The 21663-nt window shown below is 40.2% G+C and carries 25 protein-coding genes and 1 other annotated feature; of the genes, 7 read left to right on the top strand and 18 right to left on the bottom strand.

Annotated elements, in window-relative coordinates; all coding sequences use genetic code 11:
* Window position 1 precedes the first annotated feature (1 nt).
* Complete coding sequence (locus tag FGG79_RS01975; protein WP_138776076.1) at window positions 2-1093, top strand: AI-2E family transporter; 1092 nt, start codon at window positions 2-4, stop codon at window positions 1091-1093.
* A gap of 134 nt (window positions 1094-1227) precedes the next feature.
* On the opposite strand, the gene FGG79_RS01970 is transcribed toward FGG79_RS01975, so the two are convergent.
* From FGG79_RS01970 to FGG79_RS01955, 4 genes are all read right to left on the bottom strand, one after another.
* Window positions 1228-1665, bottom strand: a complete 438-nt coding sequence (locus FGG79_RS01970; protein ID WP_138776075.1) for a GNAT family N-acetyltransferase — start codon at window positions 1663-1665, stop codon at window positions 1228-1230.
* Between the two features lie 124 nt (window positions 1666-1789).
* On the bottom strand, window positions 1790-2059 hold the full coding sequence (locus tag FGG79_RS01965) for a hypothetical protein (protein ID WP_138776074.1): 270 nt from the start codon (window positions 2057-2059) through the stop codon (window positions 1790-1792).
* 78 nt (window positions 2060-2137) lie between these two features.
* Window positions 2138-2842, bottom strand: a complete 705-nt coding sequence (locus FGG79_RS01960; RefSeq protein ID WP_138776073.1) for a Type 1 glutamine amidotransferase-like domain-containing protein — start codon at window positions 2840-2842, stop codon at window positions 2138-2140.
* Window positions 2843-2977: 135 nt separating this feature from the next.
* Window positions 2978-4489 (bottom strand): glycine betaine uptake BCCT transporter, encoded by a 1512-nt coding sequence (locus tag FGG79_RS01955; protein ID WP_240794177.1) that lies wholly within the window; start codon window positions 4487-4489, stop codon window positions 2978-2980.
* Between the two features lie 308 nt (window positions 4490-4797).
* Between FGG79_RS01955 and FGG79_RS21595 the strand changes: the two genes are divergently transcribed.
* Complete coding sequence (locus tag FGG79_RS21595; RefSeq protein WP_171050751.1) at window positions 4798-4947, top strand: hypothetical protein; 150 nt, start codon at window positions 4798-4800, stop codon at window positions 4945-4947.
* A 203-nt stretch (window positions 4948-5150) separates the two neighbouring features.
* On the opposite strand, the gene FGG79_RS01950 is transcribed toward FGG79_RS21595, so the two are convergent.
* The 4 genes from FGG79_RS01950 to FGG79_RS01935 form a co-directional block, all read right to left on the bottom strand.
* Window positions 5151-5357 carry a hypothetical protein gene (locus tag FGG79_RS01950; protein ID WP_138776072.1) on the bottom strand — a complete coding sequence of 69 codons (207 nt, stop codon included), beginning with the start codon at window positions 5355-5357 and terminating at the stop codon, window positions 5151-5153.
* Window positions 5358-5485: 128 nt separating this feature from the next.
* Window positions 5486-7006 carry an MDR family MFS transporter gene (locus FGG79_RS01945; protein WP_138776071.1) on the bottom strand — a complete coding sequence of 507 codons (1521 nt, stop codon included), beginning with the start codon at window positions 7004-7006 and terminating at the stop codon, window positions 5486-5488.
* Between the two features lie 241 nt (window positions 7007-7247).
* Entirely contained in the window at window positions 7248-7445 is a 198-nt protein-coding gene (gene cspD, locus FGG79_RS01940) for a cold-shock protein CspD (RefSeq protein WP_032088076.1), read from the bottom strand.
* Between the two features lie 184 nt (window positions 7446-7629).
* Window positions 7630-8184, bottom strand: coding sequence for a mycothiol transferase (locus FGG79_RS01935; RefSeq protein WP_138776070.1), 555 nt, complete (start codon window positions 8182-8184; stop codon window positions 7630-7632).
* A 394-nt stretch (window positions 8185-8578) separates the two neighbouring features.
* Between FGG79_RS01935 and FGG79_RS01930 the strand changes: the two genes are divergently transcribed.
* On the top strand, window positions 8579-8827 hold the full coding sequence (locus FGG79_RS01930) for a DUF2164 domain-containing protein (protein WP_138776069.1): 249 nt from the start codon (window positions 8579-8581) through the stop codon (window positions 8825-8827).
* 38 nt (window positions 8828-8865) lie between these two features.
* On the opposite strand, the gene FGG79_RS01925 is transcribed toward FGG79_RS01930, so the two are convergent.
* Together FGG79_RS01925 and FGG79_RS01915 are read right to left on the bottom strand one after the other, a co-directional pair.
* Window positions 8866-9315 carry a hypothetical protein gene (locus tag FGG79_RS01925; protein ID WP_138776068.1) on the bottom strand — a complete coding sequence of 150 codons (450 nt, stop codon included), beginning with the start codon at window positions 9313-9315 and terminating at the stop codon, window positions 8866-8868.
* A gap of 724 nt (window positions 9316-10039) precedes the next feature.
* Window positions 10040-10657: an NUDIX hydrolase gene (locus tag FGG79_RS01915; protein ID WP_138776066.1), complete on the bottom strand. Its 618-nt coding sequence runs from the start codon at window positions 10655-10657 to the stop codon at window positions 10040-10042.
* A 196-nt stretch (window positions 10658-10853) separates the two neighbouring features.
* Between FGG79_RS01915 and FGG79_RS01910 the strand changes: the two genes are divergently transcribed.
* Complete coding sequence (locus FGG79_RS01910; protein ID WP_138776065.1) at window positions 10854-11468, top strand: PH domain-containing protein; 615 nt, start codon at window positions 10854-10856, stop codon at window positions 11466-11468.
* A gap of 48 nt (window positions 11469-11516) precedes the next feature.
* On the opposite strand, the gene FGG79_RS01905 is transcribed toward FGG79_RS01910, so the two are convergent.
* The gene (locus tag FGG79_RS01905) at window positions 11517-12503 is read right to left on the bottom strand and encodes a cation diffusion facilitator family transporter (protein WP_276607948.1); all 987 of its coding nucleotides are present in this window, start codon (window positions 12501-12503) and stop codon (window positions 11517-11519) included.
* A gap of 160 nt (window positions 12504-12663) precedes the next feature.
* Between FGG79_RS01905 and FGG79_RS01900 the strand changes: the two genes are divergently transcribed.
* Both FGG79_RS01900 and FGG79_RS01895 read left to right on the top strand, forming a co-directional pair.
* On the top strand, window positions 12664-13725 hold the full coding sequence (locus tag FGG79_RS01900) for a DUF3900 domain-containing protein (RefSeq protein WP_138776064.1): 1062 nt from the start codon (window positions 12664-12666) through the stop codon (window positions 13723-13725).
* A gap of 222 nt (window positions 13726-13947) precedes the next feature.
* The gene (locus FGG79_RS01895; protein ID WP_138776063.1) at window positions 13948-14772 is read left to right on the top strand and encodes a GNAT family N-acetyltransferase; all 825 of its coding nucleotides are present in this window, start codon (window positions 13948-13950) and stop codon (window positions 14770-14772) included.
* Between the two features lie 43 nt (window positions 14773-14815).
* On the opposite strand, the gene FGG79_RS01890 is transcribed toward FGG79_RS01895, so the two are convergent.
* A complete protein-coding gene (locus FGG79_RS01890) occupies window positions 14816-15304 on the bottom strand; it encodes a metallophosphoesterase family protein (protein ID WP_138776062.1) in 489 nt (162 codons plus the stop codon).
* A 30-nt stretch (window positions 15305-15334) separates the two neighbouring features.
* A complete protein-coding gene (gene metG / locus FGG79_RS01885) occupies window positions 15335-17008 on the bottom strand; it encodes a methionine--tRNA ligase (RefSeq protein ID WP_276607947.1) in 1674 nt (557 codons plus the stop codon).
* A 6-nt stretch (window positions 17009-17014) separates the two neighbouring features.
* Window positions 17015-17279, bottom strand: a binding site (T-box leader).
* Window positions 17280-17406: 127 nt separating this feature from the next.
* Here metG and FGG79_RS01880 point away from each other — a divergent pair.
* Complete coding sequence (locus FGG79_RS01880; protein ID WP_171050750.1) at window positions 17407-18003, top strand: class I SAM-dependent DNA methyltransferase; 597 nt, start codon at window positions 17407-17409, stop codon at window positions 18001-18003.
* 69 nt (window positions 18004-18072) lie between these two features.
* Here FGG79_RS01880 and FGG79_RS21590 read toward each other — a convergent pair whose 3' ends face one another.
* The 5 genes from FGG79_RS21590 to trpB form a co-directional block, all read right to left on the bottom strand.
* Entirely contained in the window at window positions 18073-18216 is a 144-nt protein-coding gene (locus FGG79_RS21590; RefSeq protein WP_171050749.1) for a hypothetical protein, read from the bottom strand.
* A 12-nt stretch (window positions 18217-18228) separates the two neighbouring features.
* Window positions 18229-19233: a S66 family peptidase gene (locus FGG79_RS01875; RefSeq protein WP_138776059.1), complete on the bottom strand. Its 1005-nt coding sequence runs from the start codon at window positions 19231-19233 to the stop codon at window positions 18229-18231.
* Between the two features lie 133 nt (window positions 19234-19366).
* Complete coding sequence (locus FGG79_RS21585; protein WP_171050748.1) at window positions 19367-19522, bottom strand: hypothetical protein; 156 nt, start codon at window positions 19520-19522, stop codon at window positions 19367-19369.
* Window positions 19523-19672: 150 nt separating this feature from the next.
* Window positions 19673-20464 carry a tryptophan synthase subunit alpha gene (gene trpA, locus FGG79_RS01870; RefSeq protein WP_138776058.1) on the bottom strand — a complete coding sequence of 264 codons (792 nt, stop codon included), beginning with the start codon at window positions 20462-20464 and terminating at the stop codon, window positions 19673-19675.
* On the bottom strand, window positions 20457-21659 hold the full coding sequence (gene trpB / locus FGG79_RS01865; RefSeq protein ID WP_138776057.1) for a tryptophan synthase subunit beta: 1203 nt from the start codon (window positions 21657-21659) through the stop codon (window positions 20457-20459). Before trpB ends, trpA begins: the two co-directional genes overlap by 8 nt.
* Window positions 21660-21663 lie beyond the last annotated feature (4 nt).

Genomic DNA, 21663 nt, shown 5'->3' with positions numbered 1-21663 from the left:
ATTGTCTAAGCAAAAGATGTATTCATGGAGTTTACAAATTCTTGTTATTCTTACCATCATTTATGTTTCAACAAAGATTTCTTTTTTATTTGAACCAATCGTGGTATTTGCATCAACCTTATTTTTCCCGATTATCATATCAGGATTTCTGTATTTTTTATTAAATCCATTAGTCAATCTTCTCGAGAAAGCAAGACTTCCGAGAACTCTTGCCATTATCGTCCTTTATGTAGCCATCATCGGTTTGATGGTATTACTGATAGGAAACATTGCTCCTATCATTACGCGACAGGTGACTGCGTTATTTAACGCACTACCGGAGTATGCACAACAAACGAGGAACTTTATTGAGTATCTGTCGGAAACAGACCAATTTAAATGGATGATGAATCAGGAATACGTTTCAATGAAAGATATTGAAAATCAATTGGTTGATTTCGCCAATACGTTACCTGATAATATCACCTCTGCCCTGAAGGGATTATTAAGTGTATTGACGAGTATCACCATTCTTATAGTGACCGTCCCTTTCCTGCTGTTCTTCATGTTTAAGGATGGTCATAAATTCCCCAAGGCGATTTCGAAATTCCTGCCGCCTGCCTACCGACAAGAAGGAATCAATACATTAAAAGATACGAGCGGAACACTTGCAGCATACATACAGGGGCAATTAACAGTCGCTTCATTTGTTGGGACCTTAACCTTTATCGGGTATTTAATCATTGGGCTCCCTTATGCTCTAGTCATGGCGCTGATAGGGGCTGTCACCAATATCATTCCCTTCATCGGTCCGTTTATAGGGGCTGCTCCTGCAATCATTGTCGCATTATTCGACTCACCAACCAAGGCGATACTGGTTGTCGTTGTTGTCACAATCGCACAGCAAATCGAGGGAAATCTGCTTTCCCCTCTTATCCTAGGCAAACGATTGGACACTCATCCAGCAACGATCATCATTTTATTGCTAGTAGCAGGAAACCTTGCTGGTATTCTTGGCATGATCCTAGCTGTTCCATTTTACGCAGTAACCAAAACAATCGTATTGAATTTTGTGAAGTTCATCAAATTACGAAGATCTAAAATACAGGAATAAAGTGGAGACAACCGGGCGTACCTGGTTGTCTTTTTTTTGTAGTGGTTTAAATGTTGCGGTGTGGCTGAAAAGGTTTAGTAAATCGGAAGTATTGAAGTAGCATTCACGATCTCTCGCTTAAGGGGAATCATTCATCACATCTTTTTGTACATAATTACATGTGGTCCGATAGATTCAATATCAAAGACGTCTCCTAGCTGAGTTAAGCCCAACTTCTTATAGTAAGGACTTGCGGAAGTTCTGGCATTACACCACCACAGTCGACATCCTCTTTCTTTCAGGATATCTTCGCTTTCTTCTATTACGCGCTTTCCAATACCCTTTCCTCTGTATTCCGGAAGCGTTGCCATCCCCCTTAACCGGTAAGGGTGGTCTGCCTTCAACCTCTCTTGTCCTTCTTTATAAAATGAGCCGATACAGATCAGCTTTTCTCCTTTGAAAGCACCGATATGAAAGGTACTTTGGTCGAGGTCATCTTCATACTTACATTCCTCGATTGATTGTGTCGGTCTTAGGATCTGATTTCTGATTGAATAGGTATCAGCAGCTGGTATCAAATGAATTTGAATCATCTTACTTCTCACTCCTATATTTTGGCTGTCTAGCATAATTTCATCTTATCATAACGTCTTCTCTGATTTTTCATTCTAATAGAAAAAGAAGCAATCTCCACATGGGAAATTACTTCTCTTATCATCACTTCTTTTTAAATAACTTATTGGATGCACCTTTGACAGCTTTACTTGCTGTATCTACCGTTTTCCCAACCACTTTGTTTCCAGAATTGCTTACGTTTTTCACAAAGTCTGTCGACGTATCTGACACCTTTCCGACTAATCCGCCTTTTCCACTTACACTTTTGATTATTCCATTTGCAGTGTCTGCAGTTTTATTCAACAGTTCACTGGCCGACTTTGATGTATTCTTCACTAAATCTCCCGGGGTATTGCGCTTATCTTCACTCATGATGATTCTCCTCCCTCGAAAAAAGACTCATCACTATCCCTATGAGTTAGGAGAGGAAAGTATGCAGACTATTTACAATTAACTGGGATTACCTAAATAATTTGTAGATATTGGCGTTTCTTGTATTGCTCCATCTTTCTTCTCAACCCGGTATGCCAATGCATGTTTTCTTGAACTCACTACATTGTGAAGTTCTACGTCTATAAAATGCAACGCTGCCCCATCATCAGCAGCATAACCAGATTTCAATTTTCCTTTTTCAATATATGAATGATAAAGAGGACGCCGGTTTTCCTCGCCGTCATAATGGGGTGAGTGACTTCCTTTTAGCAACCCTAACCCTTTGATTGTTTCCAATCCGTCGCCGTAAGAATCGGTCGTTCCTTCTTCAAACCAGCAAATCGAGCCTGCACTTAATCCTGCAAGAATGATCCCTGAGTCCCATGCTTTTTTAAGAATCGTATCAATACCCCATTCTTTCCATAGAGCAAGCATACACTTGGTGTTTCCCCCTCCTACATAAATAATGTCCTTATCAAGCAAGAACCCTTCTAAATCTCTGGTTGTAGGTTTGAATACTGATAAATGGAAGGGCTTGCATGGTAGTGATGTAAACGCCTTATAATAGCGTTCAATATAACTTTCTGCATCTCCGCTTGCTGTACCAAGAAAACACACCTTTGGATTTGATGACGTGGACTGGTCTAAGATATATTGATCCAATAGCTGGTTCTCAGGCTCCATGGAAAAGCCTCCCCCACCCATTGCAATAATTTGTTTCATATAATGACCCCTCTCTTATATCAGAATATATCAACAAGTATCTTTATTCTACCAAATTCACCTTGGCCAGAGCGGATTTTAATGGCCATTAGTAGGAAATAAAAAAAACCCTATGAAATATAGGGCCTGTCAAGCTTATTCAGTTGTTTTTGTTTCGGATTTTCTTTTGTTTTTTAACTTGCTTTCACCTTGAAAGGAGAGGATTAACCCATAGGTCATGACGATTAGGATAATGCCTAAGGGTAATGCAGTAATGATCGTGGCTGCCTGCAGTCCACTGATTCCGCCTGTTCCCATTAGGATGGCTGCGATAGCCGCCAGGATAATCCCCCAGCTGAATTTAACGAAAAACGGAGGATTTAAGCTTCCATTCGACGTTTGCATCCCTAGCACAAACGTTGCTGAGTCAGCCGATGTGACAAAGAACGTAATGATTAAAAATAGTGAAATAATCGACAATACGCCGCTTAGAGGCATTTGATCATACACATAAAATAGTGCCGTCTCCAAACTTTGTCCTGATACATCTATACCTTGAACAAAATCATAATACAACCCTGTTCCCCCGAATACTCCAAACCAGAGAGAGCAAACGATTGTAGGAACGATGATAACCGCAATGATAAACTCCCGGACAGTTCTTCCTTTAGATACCCTCGCAATGAACGTGCCCACAAACGGTGTCCATGAGATCCACCACGCCCAATAAAAGATCGTCCAATCCTTCACCCATTGATTGTTTTCTACATTAAACGGAGAAAAACGCAAACCCATGCTCGGAAGGTTCTGAACATAGCTTCCAAACGTTGTCAAAAATAATTCAAGAACAAATTGGGAAGGTCCAACTATAAGAAAAATAGTGAATAACAATACAGCCAGTATCATATTGGCATTACTTAAATATTTAATTCCCTTAGATAATCCGGTAGATGCAGACGTTATGTACAGAACAGTTGCAATCCCCATGATGATTAACTGAACGTTAAAACTAATAGGAATATCCATAAGAAAATGAAGTCCGCTATTAATTTGTTGAGCTCCGATTCCCAGTGAAATGGCTACACCGAAAATAGTTGCAAAGACAGCAATGATGTCCACGATATAGCCTATCGGACCTTTAGCTTTTTCCCCGATGACTGGATATAAGGTGGCACTCATAAGACCTGGCATGCCTTTTCTAAATTTGTAATAGGCTAATGCCAATGCCACAACAGCATAAATGGCCCATGCATGGAAACCCCAGTGGAGATATGTATAGCGCAATCCTATTTTAGCAGATTCAATCGTGCCTCCTTTTCCAAATGGAGGTGTCGCATAATGAGAAACTGGTTCGGATACGCCGTAGAATAGAAGCCCAATACCCATTCCTGCACTAAAGAGCATGGCAAACCATGTCAACGTGGAGTACTCTGGCCTATCACTGTCCTTACCTAATCGAATCTTTCCATATTTACTTAATGCAAAAAAGATGGCGATAACAAAAAAGAATGTAGCTGAAAATTGGTAAAACCATCCAAACTTATCTAGTAGCAACCCTTGTGTACTGGACATTATATCCATCATCCCTTGAGGAAAAATGACCCCCCATAATACAAAGATTACTCCAATTGAAATTGAAATCCAAAACATTGGTGTAAAATTCTTCACCTAACTTCCTCCTTAATACGATTGTGTCGGTTCAACATGAAATACTAAATAATTTAGAGAATAAAGGCATGAATTTATTTATACCCTCATCTTTTAAGCTCTAAACTGGTAAGTTAATGGAAAGCCGTAGGGACGGACCTTCACCCTATCCGACCAGCAGATGTAACCATAAAATCCATTTTTCGTTCATCCCGAATGGTCAATACTCATTTGGCATTAGAAGGAGGAATACTCTATCAAAAAAAATATATATTTCGCGTATCTTTTTTTCAATTCCGGGCAAATTATAGTAGACGGAGGTGATAATCATGACAAACAATAACAACAAAAAACCACAACAACAAAAAAATGAAGCTGAATTTGCTCAAGAGCAAAACACTGCTGAAAGAGCTAAAAAAGCTGCTAAACAACAAAATCAACCAAATCAACAAAACCAACAAAACCAACAAAACAAGTAATCAAACATAGCAACCTAACTGAATACTTATGTAAGAGACTAGTCTACCGACTAGTCTCTTTCCATGAGGTCCGTCCCTTACTTAAATACATACAAAAAACCTCCCCGGAATGCTCCAGAGAGATTAGTACTTAGCATATTCTTTCTAACAAAAAATGTGCATGATTATTAGTATGACAATCCCATTTACATTATTAATCAGGTTTAATTCTTTTTGAATGGTTTGTAAGCTACAAATAAGGCAATGATTGCAGATGTCACGCTTATAAAGGTTCCGATCAAAGGAGAACCTTTATATCCTGTACTTTCATAAAAATATGTCATAGCCAGACCGATTATTATACTTAGTACAAGACTAATTGCTAAAAACACACCGATAAACACAAAAAACTTCTTTCCGTTTTTCCACAAGATGAAAGCACTCCCGTATGTCAGGTATTGTAATTTACACAATTCATAACAAAAAACAAAATGAATTCTCAAATAGCAATCAAGAATACATGTCATCAGCCATTAGAGGCCGTTGATTTTACTATTTTCTATTTCTCCATTTCCTTTGAAGATTGTTTCACGTTAACCTCGAGACGGCTGTTCCCCATAAGGTAGACAAACACCAAGGCAATGCCAAGTGGAATCAATGCATAGGCAAAGGTTGTGGTGATCGAGTCAGACATTGCGTTTGTAATCTTAGCAAGGACAAAATCAGGAATCTTCTCACGCATTTCCGGTTCGAAAATACTTCTTGCATCTCCCGAAAAGCTCTCTAAAGCTCCTTGACCTTTGAAGGCATTTTCCAATTCCGCTGCAAAAAGTTTCGTTTGCAGTGTTCCATACACCGTTATTCCAATTGTCATCCCGAGCGACCGGAAAAATGCATTCGTCGAGTTGGCCGACCCTCTAAATCTTGGATCCAGCTTATGGATAGTGGCATTTGGTAGTAAAGAGAATGAAAACCCAACTCCAAACCCGCTCACGATCATATATAGTGTTAACAACCATCTACTAGTATCTGGGCCGACCGTTGCAAGTAAGGTCATCCCTATAATAAAGGAAATAATGGACACCCACATAATGTTTCGATAGCTTGTTTTCGTCATTCGAATTCCGGCCACAGCACTACCTGCAACTGATCCAAGCATCAATGGAGTTAATATTAAACCTGCATTTGTAGCAGAGCCACCATAAACAGCCTGAACAAAGATCGGAATCAGAATGGTCAAGATGATGAATGCAGCACCATACAGAAATGCCAAGGCTTGTGCTGATGCAAATAATGGAGATTTAAACATCCAAAAAGAAATGATAGGCTCTGATGCTCTTCGCTCGATCACCAAGAAGCCGATAAAGAATAAAAGGAAGGAGCCAAATAACCCAATGATTTGCCATGAATCCCATGGAAATTCCTTACCACCGAATTCAAGGGCAAACATTAAGCTGACAACCGCCACCACTAACGTAATGGCACCTCCCCAATCAATCCGCTGAGTTGATCTCTCTGTAGATTCTTTATATGAAGTTGTGATAAAAAAGAGAGAAAGAAGTCCGATTGGCACATTCACGTAAAAAATCCAATGCCAACTGAAATGATCAGTTAAAAATGCTCCTATCAAAGGTCCAAACACAGAAGCCGAGCCAAAGACCGCTCCTAAAAGCCCTGTCATCTTTCCTCTTTTTTCAGGTGGAAATAGATCAAATACAATCGTAAATGCTATGGGAAGTAAAGCTCCCCCGCCTATCCCCTGAATGGCACGGAATATACTTAGTTGAACTATATCCTGTGCAATCCCACATAGAGCTGATCCAATTAAGAAAATCGAGAGACCGAATATGTAAAATCGTTTTCTTCCATACATATCTGAAAGCTTTCCGAAAATCGGCATCCCAGCCATAACCGCTACCATATAAGCAGATGTCACCCAAACAAACTTATCCAAGCCGCCGAGATCTGAAACAATTGATCCCAAAGCTGTTGCAACAATGGTATTATCCATGGCTGACATTAGGATTCCCAGCAATAAACCAGCAAGAGCCAGCTTCATATTACTTTCTTTTGCAACCAACAAGATCACCCTTTCGTAAGTTCAAAACAAATAATAACTCCTATATCATTATAAAACTTTCCTTCTGATTGTCTAGCCCATAAACCCATTCCTTAGCCCATCTGGGATCGATTCTTTCACTCTGTTAACCGTAAAGTTATTCATTGAATCACTTCAAAACGAAAGAAGTGGAAAAAGCATGAGAACATAAAAAAACAGAGCACGTCAAGTGACGTACTCTGTTTGGAGTTTTACAATTGGATTACTTTTGAACGTTAGCTGCTTGTGGTCCACGAGCGCCTTCAACGATTTCAAATGTAACGTCTTGACCCTCTTCTAATGATTTGTATCCTTCACCTTGGATAGCAGAGAAGTGAACAAAAACATCGTCTTGACCTTCAACTTCGATGAAACCGAAACCTTTTTCAGCGTTAAACCATTTAACTTTACCTTGTAACATAAAACACGTACCTCCTAGTGCAGTAGCACATAAAAAATTTATATTCCTGTTCTAATTAAAATTCAAGTTGAATGTACTTCAATCATGCATATTAACCGAACAAAAATAACTATCTTTACTATATCAGATTTTCATGCAAAACTCAAGAATTGAATGGGTCGATTTGTAAAATCAACAAGCGGTGTTATTCTACTTTTATCGTTTGATTTTCTTTTTCGTATAGCTTCTTAATCATGCGTATTTGTCCTCTATGACTGATTTCATCCTCGAATACATGGAACCATTTGAAGAAATTATTCCCTTTTTGTCCATACCACCAATCCGTTTCTTCATACAGCCACGACTCATCCAACTGCATGAATTGCTCAATCGTTGTTTCCCTGGTGCTCTGCAGATTTGTTAAATAGTATTCTACCGTTTTTCCCTTTATGACTTCAGCTGCCTTACTCCCTAAGCTTAAAGCAGGTTCCAGGGTCTTGGCATACTCTTCGATTTCATCATCTCCAAGTTGTTTGAACGTCAGTACCTGATAAATCTTTTCTACCGCATCAAAATGAGCTAACAGCATGCCGATTGAATTAGCATCATCGTGACAGCGATAATCAAGCATGTCGATCGATACATTTTCCACATCCCGAATTGTGGTGAATCGTGCATATTCCATCATTGACACCAGCAAAGAAAAATCCTTCTTCATTCCATTCTTCTCTTTAATTAAATACAACGAGTCCATTTCCATTGTGAATCCCCCTTTTCTGTCTCAATTAACTATATTGGATAAACATTGGAGATTTCCTTTATTTTTTAGGATTATCCGCATTACGTTCGAAGCATTTTTAAATGATTGATTAACATCCTATCTTCAAAGGCCTTTAGTCTTCTTCTAATTGTATTGTCTCTTGCTTCGTTCACATACTTGGCAACCGGTTTTTCCTTGTGGTCATATTGGGAGGTATTTAATACTTCTAAGCTTGTGAGTGTTATGACAGTGGATTTCTTCGTCTTGGTCTGGCTTTTGTTTTATATCATCACCAGGATGTATGGTGTAAGGACAAAGCGGTGGCTCTGCTTCTTGCCTATCATCGGTCCTCTTATGTTACGATGGAAGAAATGAAACTGGAGGGATGCGTTCTATGTTTACAAAGATACCAAAAGAACAAAAAGATGAAATGATTGGAAGGATTCAGAGTTTTTATTATGAACAAACTGGGGATGAAATCGGGGATCTAGGGGCTGAAAATTGGTTTGATTTCTTTATGAAAGAAATTGGCCCATTCCTTTACAATAAAGGAGTGTTAGATTCTAAGGATGTATTAATGGATAAGATGCTCCTTCTTGAAGACGATCTATATGCATTAAAAAGGCCAATCAATTCGCGTTGAACACGAATACATAAAAATGGAGCAGGGGTTATCTCCCCCTACTCCTTTGTAACGTTATGAAGAACCTTATCATCGATTCGACCATTGTCATTCACAACCTCAATCGTAATCGCTTCTTTATCTCTGTTTTTTATCTCAGATATCAACTTGTTCATCAGTTCTGTTTTTTTTATATCTACCGTTTTTGTTACCTTATGCTCTTTTGCCTTTTCTCCTTCTTTATGACTCTTCAACTTTTCATCGACGTAAATCAAATCGATTCCTAAAGCATCTCTCATCGTTTTCCCCTGTATGAAAAATCGGACTTGAAACGGAGTATTCGGCTCCAAGGCTCCATCTGTTAATACTCCGGAAAATGAAATCGTTTTGGCTTCATCATTGATTGTTAAGCTACCCTTTTCAATCATATCAGCTGCATTTCGATTGCATCCACTTAAGAGAATAGCGATCAAAACAACAGCAATCATCGCGGCTTTTAACCCTTTCACAACGTTTTGCCCCCTTATATGTATGTGCTTTATTATCTTACCAAATGATCCTAAAAGAAAGCCAGAAACAATTGTTTCAGATACATATAAACGGACATATTACTATTGGATTTGGAAGTAAAGAATGAAGGAAATTATTGAGGTGGGCAATTTCAATAGGTGGCTGGCCAGAGTTACAAACTGCTCGATCAGCTCAAGGGGCGGAATTACTATACAAAAAATAGGAAGGTGGCTGGATCAACAGCAGCCATGTAATTCCATCAGGATTACATGGGGGTTATTTGTTATCTATTCTATTTCAAGAAGCTTCAAATAAAGGTTTGATTTTACCACCAATGGATACAGTGTGTAATAAAACGGGTCGCATCAACGTGCACATTTATCATTCTTTGATCCACTATTTTTTGAGATGTTTGTTACATACTGCTTTCAGGATGAACAATTTTTCCTGTACACTTAACATTCTCCAACATTTAGCACGAATGATCATGATTCATTTCCCCTCTCTTTTATTACATCCTCTTCTACTTACTTCTCTTTACCTCCTTTCAATCCATTGCAAACCATTCAATTTGCTACATATTGACAAACAAAAATACTTTCTCCGACAGGTTGTCCTAGCGAAAAAAGTATAAATTCGAAACATATGTCAATCTGTATAGGTATTTGTAGAATTTCTTTTTTATCTTTTTAGTGTTTTCACTGTTTAAGATGGTTCGACCCGTCATGAGAGGAGTTTCACAAAATGGTGAAGAACACGTGCGGTTAGTCCCCAAATGACTTTATCTTCATAATAATAGAAGTGTTCTTTCATATTCCTCGCTTGCCATTGATAATTTTCTCCTCCTGGTATTTGTTTAAATGGAAAACTCTCTTCCGGCTCCATCTTAAATTTAATAGTATACAAATCAGGTTCTCTTTCACGGAGAAAGGAAAGGGGAGTTGTGAAAATTTCATCTACTTCCGCTGAATTTGGCTTTAAATCTTCTAAAGATCCATTCAATTTTCCCACATATGGATAGATGATGGTACCAAAAGGAGAAACAATATAATCGAGGGGATAAACCTCTGAGATTGTGTTCGCATCAATCCCCAGTTCCTCCGAGGTTTCCCGTAGTGCCGCTGCCATCTCATCGGAATCACTTCGATCAATCCTGCCACCTGGAAAACATATCTCACCAGGCTGTCTGCGCATATCGAATGAACGGACTTCAAAAAGAACATGAACTTCTCCATTTACTTCTATTAAAGGAAGTAGAATAGCATATTCAGAAAATGTTTCACTTCCCAGCACTTTAGGTGTCCTGTCCTTGAAACGATTCAATAATTCGTTTATATCCATCCTCTTATCCCCCTTTATGATAATCTATTCTATGATTTTCTTTATTATAGTATGAACGGAACACAGGACCAAGCATTACGTTTCATCACCATAAATACCATTTGTTTCCATCCAATCTTTGAATCTATGATATACTGAAGGGGTCTTCTCCTTTGTTGAGAGGAACAATGAGTATAACGAGAAAGGAATTGAAAGCATGTTTGGAAAAGTGGCATCAGATGTATTAGGTTTAAGCGATATTGGTACGGTCATTAAACCCGCAGACTATGACAAAGCGGATTCTGATGATTATATTATGCATGAAGATGGCGAGAAGATTTATTTCTTAATCAAGTCCAAATCCGATGAGTATTGTTTCACAAATAAAGCGCTCATTCATTTGGATGGAACAAGTGCAGCCAGCAAAAAACGGGTGCTCCGCCGCTTGGACTTTTATAAGCATCAGCTCTCAAATGTCCTTCTTGAAACCGCCGGGACAGTGGACTTGGATGTTGAAATCAAATTTAAAATTGGCTCAGAAGTATACTCGATCGATGTTCACAAAAAGCATTTAACAGAAGTGAAAGATTTATATAAATCCCTTGTGAAAATTGGTGAGATCACCACTGACAATAGCATCTATTCTTCCTTTGCCAACGATAGTCTTCAACTTGCTTCCTCTACATTAGGTCAGGTGAAAACGGATGATGTGAACGTAGTGGAGCAGTTTAAAGCAGTGAATCAATATGCCTTTAACTGGCTTTCAGATAAGAAAAAAGAGTTTACGCTAAAAGATTTCGGCTTTGTATTCGAAAAGTTCATCCAAAATTAATCAGCTACACCCGGCTGGATGTTCCAGTTGGGTGTAGCTGTCATTTTTTTATCTAGGTTTATGCACTTTGGTCCCTTTCCACTCCTGAATGCCATCATCCTCAATGATCCCCAGCGTCACATCTGCAATATCCTGATCAGCCATCAATGTGTCTTGTATGGCAAACTTGATATCGTCTGCTTCAGAAAGCGGTAGTCCCCTCTTTAACTCAAGATACGATTCTACATGGTAATAGCGGCCTTCCTGGATTATTCTCAGCTTGAATATATCCACGACCGAGTTGTGCTCAAATATGGTCGCAGCGATTCGATCTTCCACTTCCTTTGGTGCAGCAACTCCTATCAGACCGACCATATTATCATATCCGACTCGAAAGGCTACCCCCACCATCAGAAAACCAATCATGATGGTTACAATTCCATCAAGAAGCTGAAAGGTTGAAAAATACGAGACCAATACGGCAATCAGAGCCAAAAAGGCACCAGTTACAGCGACTATATCTTCATAAAACACGAGCCTTGTCGGTGGCGCTGCCCGTTTTACATTTTTGAAAGCCCCGGTGAAAATCCCTATTGCTCCAGTGCCTTCCTCTCTAGCCTCCTGTCCAATTTCCTTCATCACTTTAAAGAGAATTCCTCCATCTATTATGATGTTGAGCAATAATACAGTCACATTCAGCCAGATTCCTTTGACCTGAGCCGGATGAGTGAGTAAATGGATCCCTTCACGAACCGTTTCATATGCCATAACGGAAACGACGATGACGGCGATCATACAGAATAAGTTGATGACACGTCCAAATCCTGTCGGAAACTTATCTGTCGGCTGTTTCTCTGAAAGGACACTTCCGATAAACACAAAGCCTTGATTGACTGCATCAGCTATCGAATGCATAGCTGATGCAAACATTGCTCCACTACCACTCATAAAGAAAGCGATCCCTTTTGCAATCGCCAGTACTCCATTTCCGACCATGGCAAAAAATGAAGATTTATTTCCTTTTTTTATGAGTGAAAAAAACGATTCATTACCCAATGGACATACCACCTTACAATTTTATCACTTACATAATAGTATCTCACAAGGATGATCTTTCATTAGTCAATTGACGAACCTTTTCAGCTTTTCTATACTGTAACAATGAGTACAAAAAGACATTGCAAATTCGAATCTATTTAGGTCAGGAGAACAAACTATGGATTTTACCATTCAGCATCTTGCCTTTTATTTGATACAAGTTGAAGGAAAAGGCGAAGAAGCAGATAAACGACATAAACATTTCCAAACGTTAACTGGACCTGAGTACGAGGAAAGTCCTCTTAAAAGCTTTTTAGACGGAGAGTTGACTAAAATCGTGAAGCGAAAGGTCGACCGGCATTCTAAATCTGAATCTGCCCCTACGAAAATTGGTCGATTTGTTGTAGAACCAGGTCATGAGTTAACTTCCAATCCGAATTATAATTTATTCGATCGTACTCGTCATGCTGAGAATAAAGAAGACTTTCGTGAAGCATGTGACCAAATTGTTCAAATGTATATAGAAGCGAGCGCCATTCGAGGTGGAGCATTCCTCGTGGCCACTGCCAAGCTGACGAAATTCTTCGATGACCCATTTGTATTTATTATGAAATGTGATTTCGAACCCAAGGTAGCCACCATAACAGACGAGGCGACTCTCATTCACAATGTTGAAATGGCCATCACTACAAAAAACATGAAGTCCATCCAATATCCTTATATGCCTGAAGATGGGATGATGGATTCAGCCGAAATCAAAATTCATCAAGCATCCCATGCCCGATACTTTGAAGATTTCTTGAAATGGGTCGAATATGAAAAATCCATGCCTGAAATCGTGAAATCCCAGGTGTATGGGATGGTGAAGGAACATATTTCCGAAACTTATGCTGAAGAGAGTGACGAGCGGGTGGAATTTGAAGAAGCGGTTGAGGAATGGGCCATCAGTCCAAAGCGGGAACTCCAGGAACGATTCACGACTGAACAAGTCGTGGAAGCCACCTCTCAAATCGTCGAGCAATCTCCAGAAGTTGAATTGAAGGTAAAGCTTGACCATGTGTCAGTAAAAGCCCTCCTTTCAGATTTCGGCGACAACATTCATTTAGCGAAAGTGAACGGTCGATATGTCTTGATGATTGAGAGTGAATCGGTCATGTTTGAAAAAGGCTTCTCGCCACTAGAATTTTTAAAGCCTGACGAGTTGCATGAAGTGATTCAGAGGATACAGGAGAAAGAATAAGGTAGAGCCATGGTGTCCATGGCTCTTTTTGTTCACCTACGAAAATTCTTTCATGCTCCAATGACTTAAAGGAGAGTTCTGAAAGGGAACGAGCCCATCTTCAACTTACTACTATTATTGAAAAATAGCTCATAACTCCAAGAAAATCCTTGTTTAAATAGGAAAATTTCCATAAAATGTAGTGAGAATATTCTTTACATTTTGATTAATTGGGGATGAACCATGCTTACAACTAAACAGTTACAAGATATTAAGGACTTACAGACGTTGTGTGAAACACAGGATGGAATTAACTTGAAATTGAACTGGGATATGCTAGAAAACCGACAAAACATGAAAGATGATTTTCTACAATACGTGGGGAATCAATTGATTGGATTTATAGGATTATACGGCTTTGGTGATACGTATGAATTATGCGGAATGATACACCCAGCATTCCGCAGGCAGCATCTTTTTCATGGGCTTTTTCAAGAGGCCATTGAGTCATTACGGGATCGAACGGTCCGTAAATTTTTACTTAATACTCCAGGATCTTCGTCCTCTGGAAAAGCATTCTTATCACAAACAGAAGCTACCTATGATTTTACCGAATACGAAATGAAGTGGAATAAGGACAGGCTGATTACAGAATCGCAGAAGATCCAACTACGAGTTGCAAGTGAAAAGGATATCGAAACCATCATCGATCTCGATGAAAAATGCTTTCAGGTTGTGAGAACCGATGCCGAATCGTATACCAAGAGATTATTTAAGGAAGCTGGTGAAGGCAATCTTATGATTGTCTTTGAAGAAAAGACGATAGGAAAAATTAGAATTCAACGAGTCGACAATCAAAGTTTCATTTATGGCTTTGCCATCCATCCCTCCTACCAGGGAAAAGGGATCGGTCGAAAGGTTTTGTCTCAAGTCGTGATGCAAGAATCGATGTGGACCAGCGATATATACCTGGACGTGGCCGCAACGAATCGTAAAGCTTTGAAACTTTATGAATCAAGCGGCTTTCAAACATTCTATAGTCAGGATTATTACCTGTATCCTATGTAACCGATAAAGAGAGGACAGTGGGTCTGAACCCGCTGTCCTCTCTTTATCGGTAAAAGATATGTTCACACTTCCATGTATCACCAATCGTCAATACTCCATGAGAATAATAAGGAAGCCTTCGTTTATCAGTGGGCGAACCGGGATTGAAAAGGAACACTCCCTTCATATAGCGGGAAAACGGAATGTGGGAGTGCCCAAAAATAATCACATCAACCTCATCATCTCCGAACGCTTCAAATGCTCTTTTTTCCGTCGTTTTCCCTGTTCCATCCCCATGGACCACACCAATCTTCAATCCCATTTTCTCGATGATCCTTTTCTTCGGTAGAAGGGAATGAAGTTCCTCGCTATCCACGTTACCGGCGACCGCAATTAATTCCCCGTATACCATAAATTCCTCATACATTTCGATTGTTTGAAAATCTCCACCATGAATGATAAGATCACTCGATTTAAGGTCCTCTATTAAAGCCTCCTTTAGTTCCCTCCCTTTTCTAGGCATATGTGTGTCGGATACAATGACAATCTTCATTTCAGTCTCCTTTTGCATATTGTGTGAACCTTAACCCAATTTAGTACGTTCTTTCTCAATTACATCCAAATCAATCCGATTAAACAATGGTGAGGTGTTTGCAATGTTTAGCTTCAATGGCAGAGATACCTGACACCAACCAGGCTGTTCATTCAAGCTCAGTTGTTCCGTCAGAGATGAGGAGGTGAAAGGTAAAAATGGCTGAAGTAAATTTCTAAGATTACATATGATAAATACAAACTCCTCCAGGACCTCTCTTCCTTCTTCCCTATCCTCTTTGATTACATTCCACGGTTTCTTCTCGTCAAAACGCTTATTGGACCAGCGAATGAACTCGAATAATTCTTCAATCCCCTGTCTCGTACTTCCTTCTTCAATGGATCGCCCTGTACTTCTGAATGTCTCCTCCACTTTTTCTGATACATCCTTTTCGACGCTTGATATAAAAATGGTGTGACCAAATTCCTTCTCATAAAACTTAACTGTACGCTGAACGAGATTCCCTAAGGCTCCCAAAAGTTCACTATTATGACTGTAGATGAATTCTCTCCATGAAAAATCTGCATCCCTTTTTTCTGGTGCATTGATGGTGAGAAAATAACGAATGGAATCGGCGTGATAATCGCCTAACAGGTCCTTCACCCATACAGCCCAATTTCCGCTTGTTGAAATTTTTCGTTTCTCAAGGGTTAAATATTCATTTGAGATGATATAATCCGGAAGATTGCCTTCGCTTACACCCATCAGCACTGCTGGCCAAATAATGCTGTGAAACGGAATATTATCCTTCCCATGTACATAATAGGACGTGGTGTCCCCTCTCCAATATTCCTTCCAATCTCCCTCATGTTCTGCTGCCCATTTCATAGACGCACTTAAATATCCACTCACCGCTTCTATCCACACATAAATCTTCTTGTCTCGAAAACCTTCAATCGGGACCTCTACTCCATTATCTAAATCTCTGGTGACGGGCCGGTCATGCAGCCCCTCTTCCAGGTAGCGCTTTGTGAGTTGAAGAGCATTTTCTCTCCATTTTCCTTTATGATCATTCAGTAACGTTTCGAGAGGCTCTTGGAATTTAGAAAGGGAGAAATATAGATGGGTAGTGGTTTTCTGAACCGGTTCATGACCACAGAGTTTACAACGCTTCTCCAATAAATCTGTAGGATCCAATACCGTTGAGCAATGATCACACTGGTCTCCTCTTGCCTTTTGACCACATACTGGACAGATTCCTTCTACAAATCGATCAGGTAAAAATTGACGGTCATTTTCACAATAGGCTTGCTCCACACCCTTATCATATAACCACCCCTGTTGATAAAGATCGATAAAAATCCTTTGCACGACTTCATGATGATGCATAAGATCGGTTCTAGTATACTCATCAAAGCTGAATCCTAATGCTTGAAAAGCATGAAAAAATTCCTGGTGGTAGCGATCTGCTATTTCCTTCACGCTGAGCCCTTCTTGCCTTGCCCGAATGCCGATCGGTGTACCGTTACAATCACTGCCTGAGACGTAAAGAACATTCTCCCCTTTCATACGGTAATAGCGGGCAATAATGTCCCCCGGTAATAATGCAGCGATATGCCCAACATGCAATGAACCATTCGCGTATGGCCAGGCGCCTCCTATAAAAATGGACATCTCTTTCTCCTCCTTAAAATCAACTAAAAACCCCTCGTCCTTAGATATCAATCGACATCTAAGGACGAGGGGTTGATCTCGTGGTACCACCTTAGTTTATAGCTTGCTCACGCAAGACTACCTCAACAAGTACGGGGCATGAAGAAGCCCTTATACCGTGACATTGGTAACGGATGCCCATTCCCGTCCTACCCTACACCCAATCGGTTCGAATAGAATGCTCCGAGATCATTTTCCATATCGGGTTGCCCTGCTTCTTTTCAGCTTACGAAGCTCTCTGTCAAGGGAATCCTTTATGTACTCTTCTCATCAACGCAAATTAGATTTATTTTATATTATGCCACTTTTTCAAAAATTTGCAACATCGAGTAAAGGTTTTATATTTACGAATTTGTGGAAAGGAGAAAAGATGACACTATATTAAAAACATAAGAAGAGGTGATGCCCTGTTGTTTTCCTTGCAGAAGCAATTCAAACGTCCGAGTGGGATGCTCGGCTGGTTTATCGGAAAAGTAATGGAATTCGATAATCGAAAAATAAACAACTGGTCCATCAGACAATTGTCCATTCAAAATGGAGAACGGGTCCTCGAAGTGGGGTATGGCCCTGGATACTGCATCCATCGAATTGCAAACCGATATCCTGCAACCCTGGTGGACGGCGTTGATATTTCTGAAACCATGAAAGAGACCGCTCAACATAAAAACCAAAAAGCCATCAACAAGGAAAAAGTTCGTCTTTTCGTTCATGACATTAGTGAATTTCAATTGGATAGCGTTGAATACGATCGTATCTTTTCCGTCAATAATTACCCCCTTTGGAATGATCAAAAAAAAGCACTCGTTCATTTATACAATTTGCTGAAAAATGATGGAACTCTCCTCATCACCGTCCAGCCACGGGGGGAAGAAGAAAGGGACAGCAGAGCCGAACAATATGGTGAAGAAATCTCTGAGGCTCTACATGAAGCTGGCTTTAAGGATATCACCCTTTCATTTAATGATGTGAATCCTGCACGAACGGTCTGTGTGAAGTGCGTTAAATAAGTAGACGAAAAAAAACCTCCTTAAGGAAAGACTCTCTTCAGGAGGTTTTTCTATGTTTCCCCAACAGCTCTATCCGGTGCAAATCATCAATAAATTTCCGTTGATGTCGTTAAAATTACTGTAAGAAAAATCTGGAAATGTGACGATTTCCGAGACAATCATCACTTGGTTCTCTTCCAGCTTAAAAACGGTATTCATTTTTCTATGAATCATCCTCATTCCTCCTTAGATAACGGGGTCGCCCATCAACGAAAAACCGATTTCTTTCCCGTGAACAGTAAGTTTCGCTTTGATTCCGTTTGGCAGAATAAACATTGGATCTGTATGGCCGAAGTCCAGGTCCGTGACCACAGGGAAGTTGTACCCCTTTGTTACCCGTAAAAGGATATCCTCCAATTGCGATTCTTTAAATCCCACGTTATCATGAAAGCGACCAACAATCAGACCATTTATCTTGGAATATACACCCATGTGCCCCAACTGTGTTAAGTAACGATCAATGGATGAGGGGGTTTCCTCGGGATCATCTTCTATACAGAGGATGGCGCCATCCAAATCTGGAAAATAGGATGTACCGGCGAGAAGGAGCATTGTTCCCATATTGACTGCGATGATCTTCCCTTCGGCTTCTCCTTCCATGACTGCACGGGGTCCCTGGTTTCCACGTTGCTCCCGTGGTCGATTGTCTTCTTCATCCCACCACAAATGTTCCATTACGTAAGCAGAAGAAGGAGAGTACTCTATTCTTTCCCCTTGAATGAGGGTCTGGATGAAGTGATCCTTTGTATAGGAAAGCAATCCGCCATACTCACCAAACTGAGGAAGCACGGCTGGGCCGAGATATGTTGTGAGCCCTGTTCTCTGATAAATCGCCAAGTGAAGCGCGGTAATATCACTGTATCCAAGGAGAATTTTCGGGTTATTCTTGATTAGTTCATAGTCGAGATGCTCTAGAAGCTGATGGGAACATGTGCCTCCAATGGTTGTAATAACCGCCTTCACCTCTTGATCTGCAAAGAGGTTGTGAAGATCCTCCACTCTCTCATCCACTGTACCAGCCATATATTCATTTACCTTTAGTGTGTTCGGAGCCACTTTCACGTTAAATCCCAGTCTCTTAAGCTCCTCGATCCCCCTCTTCAATCTTTTAGGGCAATGTGCCGCGACAGGTGAAGATGGTGAACAAATGCCAATCGTGTCTCCTATATGTAATCTAGTTGGAATTGTCATCCTTTTGACCTCTCTTATCTATTATGTTTTATATTGTCAGATTAATAGAAATAGTTGTCAAATTCAACCTAAATCGTCAAGTTTACTAATCAAAAAATAAAACAGCCGGCCCTGTAAGGACCGACTGACCATTTTATTCTTCAGTGTTGCTTTCGTCTGTATTGCTTTCTTCATCCATATTCTCTTCCGTACCTGTGTCATCTTCCGTGTCGCTACTGCATCCGGCTGCAAACGTTACTACTGATAGAGCTGTCATTAACATTAATAACCACTTTTTCATACTTTTCATTTTAATAGCCTCCTGTTATGATGCTGTGTTCAACTACATCTCTATCATACTGATTTTCCAGGGGAAAAGAAGGCTATTTACCTTTATTTAACATACATTTAGAATCCGTTCATCTACTTCTTGAAGAATTTACAAAGTGTTAGGTGTTCTTTACGAATTCAACGCACTCGCCTTCGATGCGCCGATTAATTCCTTGATTTCATCAAATGCATCCTTCTGAATCAGATCGATGATTTTACTTCCAACAACTACTCCATCACAGCTCTTACTCATGTTACGCACATGTTCGGGAGTTGATATTCCAAACCCTGCAAGAACAGGAACTGGACTATTGTTCTTAAGTTTAGTCAAGTGTGCAGAAATATTATCCGCAAATCCATCTCTCGATCCTGTAATACCATTAATGGTTACGGCATAAAGAAACCCTTCTGTAACGGAGCCCAGTTCCTGAATTCTTTCTAACGGACTCGTAAGCGTGGCTAACTGAATAATCGCGATTCCATTTTCTTTAGATGGGCCACGTACAAGATCATGGTGTTCGAGAGGCAGGTCCGGAATAATCACTCCGTCTACACCTACTTCTTTACAATCTTGAAAGAAACGCTCAACACCATAATTGTATATTGGGTTAATATACGTCATAAACACCAAAGGAATGCCAATTTCTTCTCTTCTTTCCTTTAACACTTCAAACACTTTTTGAAGGGTAGTCCCCATCTCAAGTGCACGCTTTCCTGCTTCTTGGATGGTCGGTCCATCGGCGACGGGATCTGAGAACGGGATGCCGACTTCTATGGCCGTCGCTCCTTTATCCTCCAACATTTTTAAGGTTGAAATGAACGATTCAATTCCTCCGTCTCCTGCCATCACATAAGGAATAAACAGCTTATTACCTTTATCAAGTTCGACTTGAAATGTGTTATCCAGAAATTTTTTACCCATGTTGACTACCTCCCAGTAACTCTTTTACTTGTTCAACATCTTTATCTCCTCTGCCAGATAGACAAATCACGACAGACTCATCCTTTGGCATTTTCTCAGCTAACTTAACCGCATAGGCAACAGCATGGGAACTTTCCAGTGCCGGAATGATCCCTTCGGTCTGGGATAACTGTTTAAAGGCTTCCAGTGCTTCACTATCAGATATGGATGTATATTGTACCCTCTCAATATCCTTCAAGTAACTATGCTCCGGTCCCACTCCAGGATAGTCAAGACCTGCTGAAATGGAGTGGGCTTCCTGTACTTGCCCTTCATCATTTTGAAGCAGATACATCATACTTCCATGAAGAACACCTACAGATCCTTTTGTTAGAGTCGCCGCATGTTTGTCTGTTTCAACACCACTTCCGGCTGCCTCAACACCATATAAATCTACTTCCTTATCTTCAATGAAGGGGTGGAACATGCCGATGGCGTTGCTCCCCCCTCCTACACAAGCAACAATTGCCTTAGGAAGGTTATTTTCTTTCTCGAAAAATTGTTGCTTTGTCTCTTTTCCAATGACACTTTGGAAATCTCTGACCATTTTCGGAAACGGGTGTGGTCCCAATACTGAACCAATTATATAGTGAGTGTCCTCGACATTGGCAACCCAGTATCGAAGAGCTTCATTGACAGCATCTTTCAATGTAGCACTTCCCTGTGTGACACTTACAACCTTCGCCCCCAGTAATTCCATTCGGAAAACGTTCAACTTCTGTCTTCTGATATCTTCCTCACCCATGAAAATCACACAATCCAGGTTTAAGAGTGCACATACGGTCGCCGTTGCTACTCCATGCTGTCCAGCGCCTGTTTCCGCTACGATTTTTCTTTTTCCCATGCGTTCTGCAAGTAACCCTTGACCGATGGTATTGTTGATTTTATGGGCTCCTGTATGATTAAGGTCCTCACGTTTTAAATATATTTTCGCTCCTCCTACCTGCTTGCTTAAATTTTCAGCAAGGTAGAGAGGATTTTCTCTTCCAACATAATCCTTTAAATAGCTTTGAAGCTTCTCTTGGAACTCTTCATCCACAGATGCTTCCTCATAAGCCGTTTCCAATTCCTTTACGGCCTTCATTAAAGATTCAGGTACAAATCTTCCACCAAATTGTCCGAATAACCCTTTTTGATCTGGTTGTACATATGCCATCGTA

Source organism: Bacillus sp. BHET2, from assembly GCF_005938125.1.
In the GTDB taxonomy this organism is placed as follows: Bacteria; Bacillota; Bacilli; order Bacillales; family Bacillaceae_B; genus Rossellomorea.
This window is presented reverse-complemented; position numbering and strand designations above follow the sequence as displayed.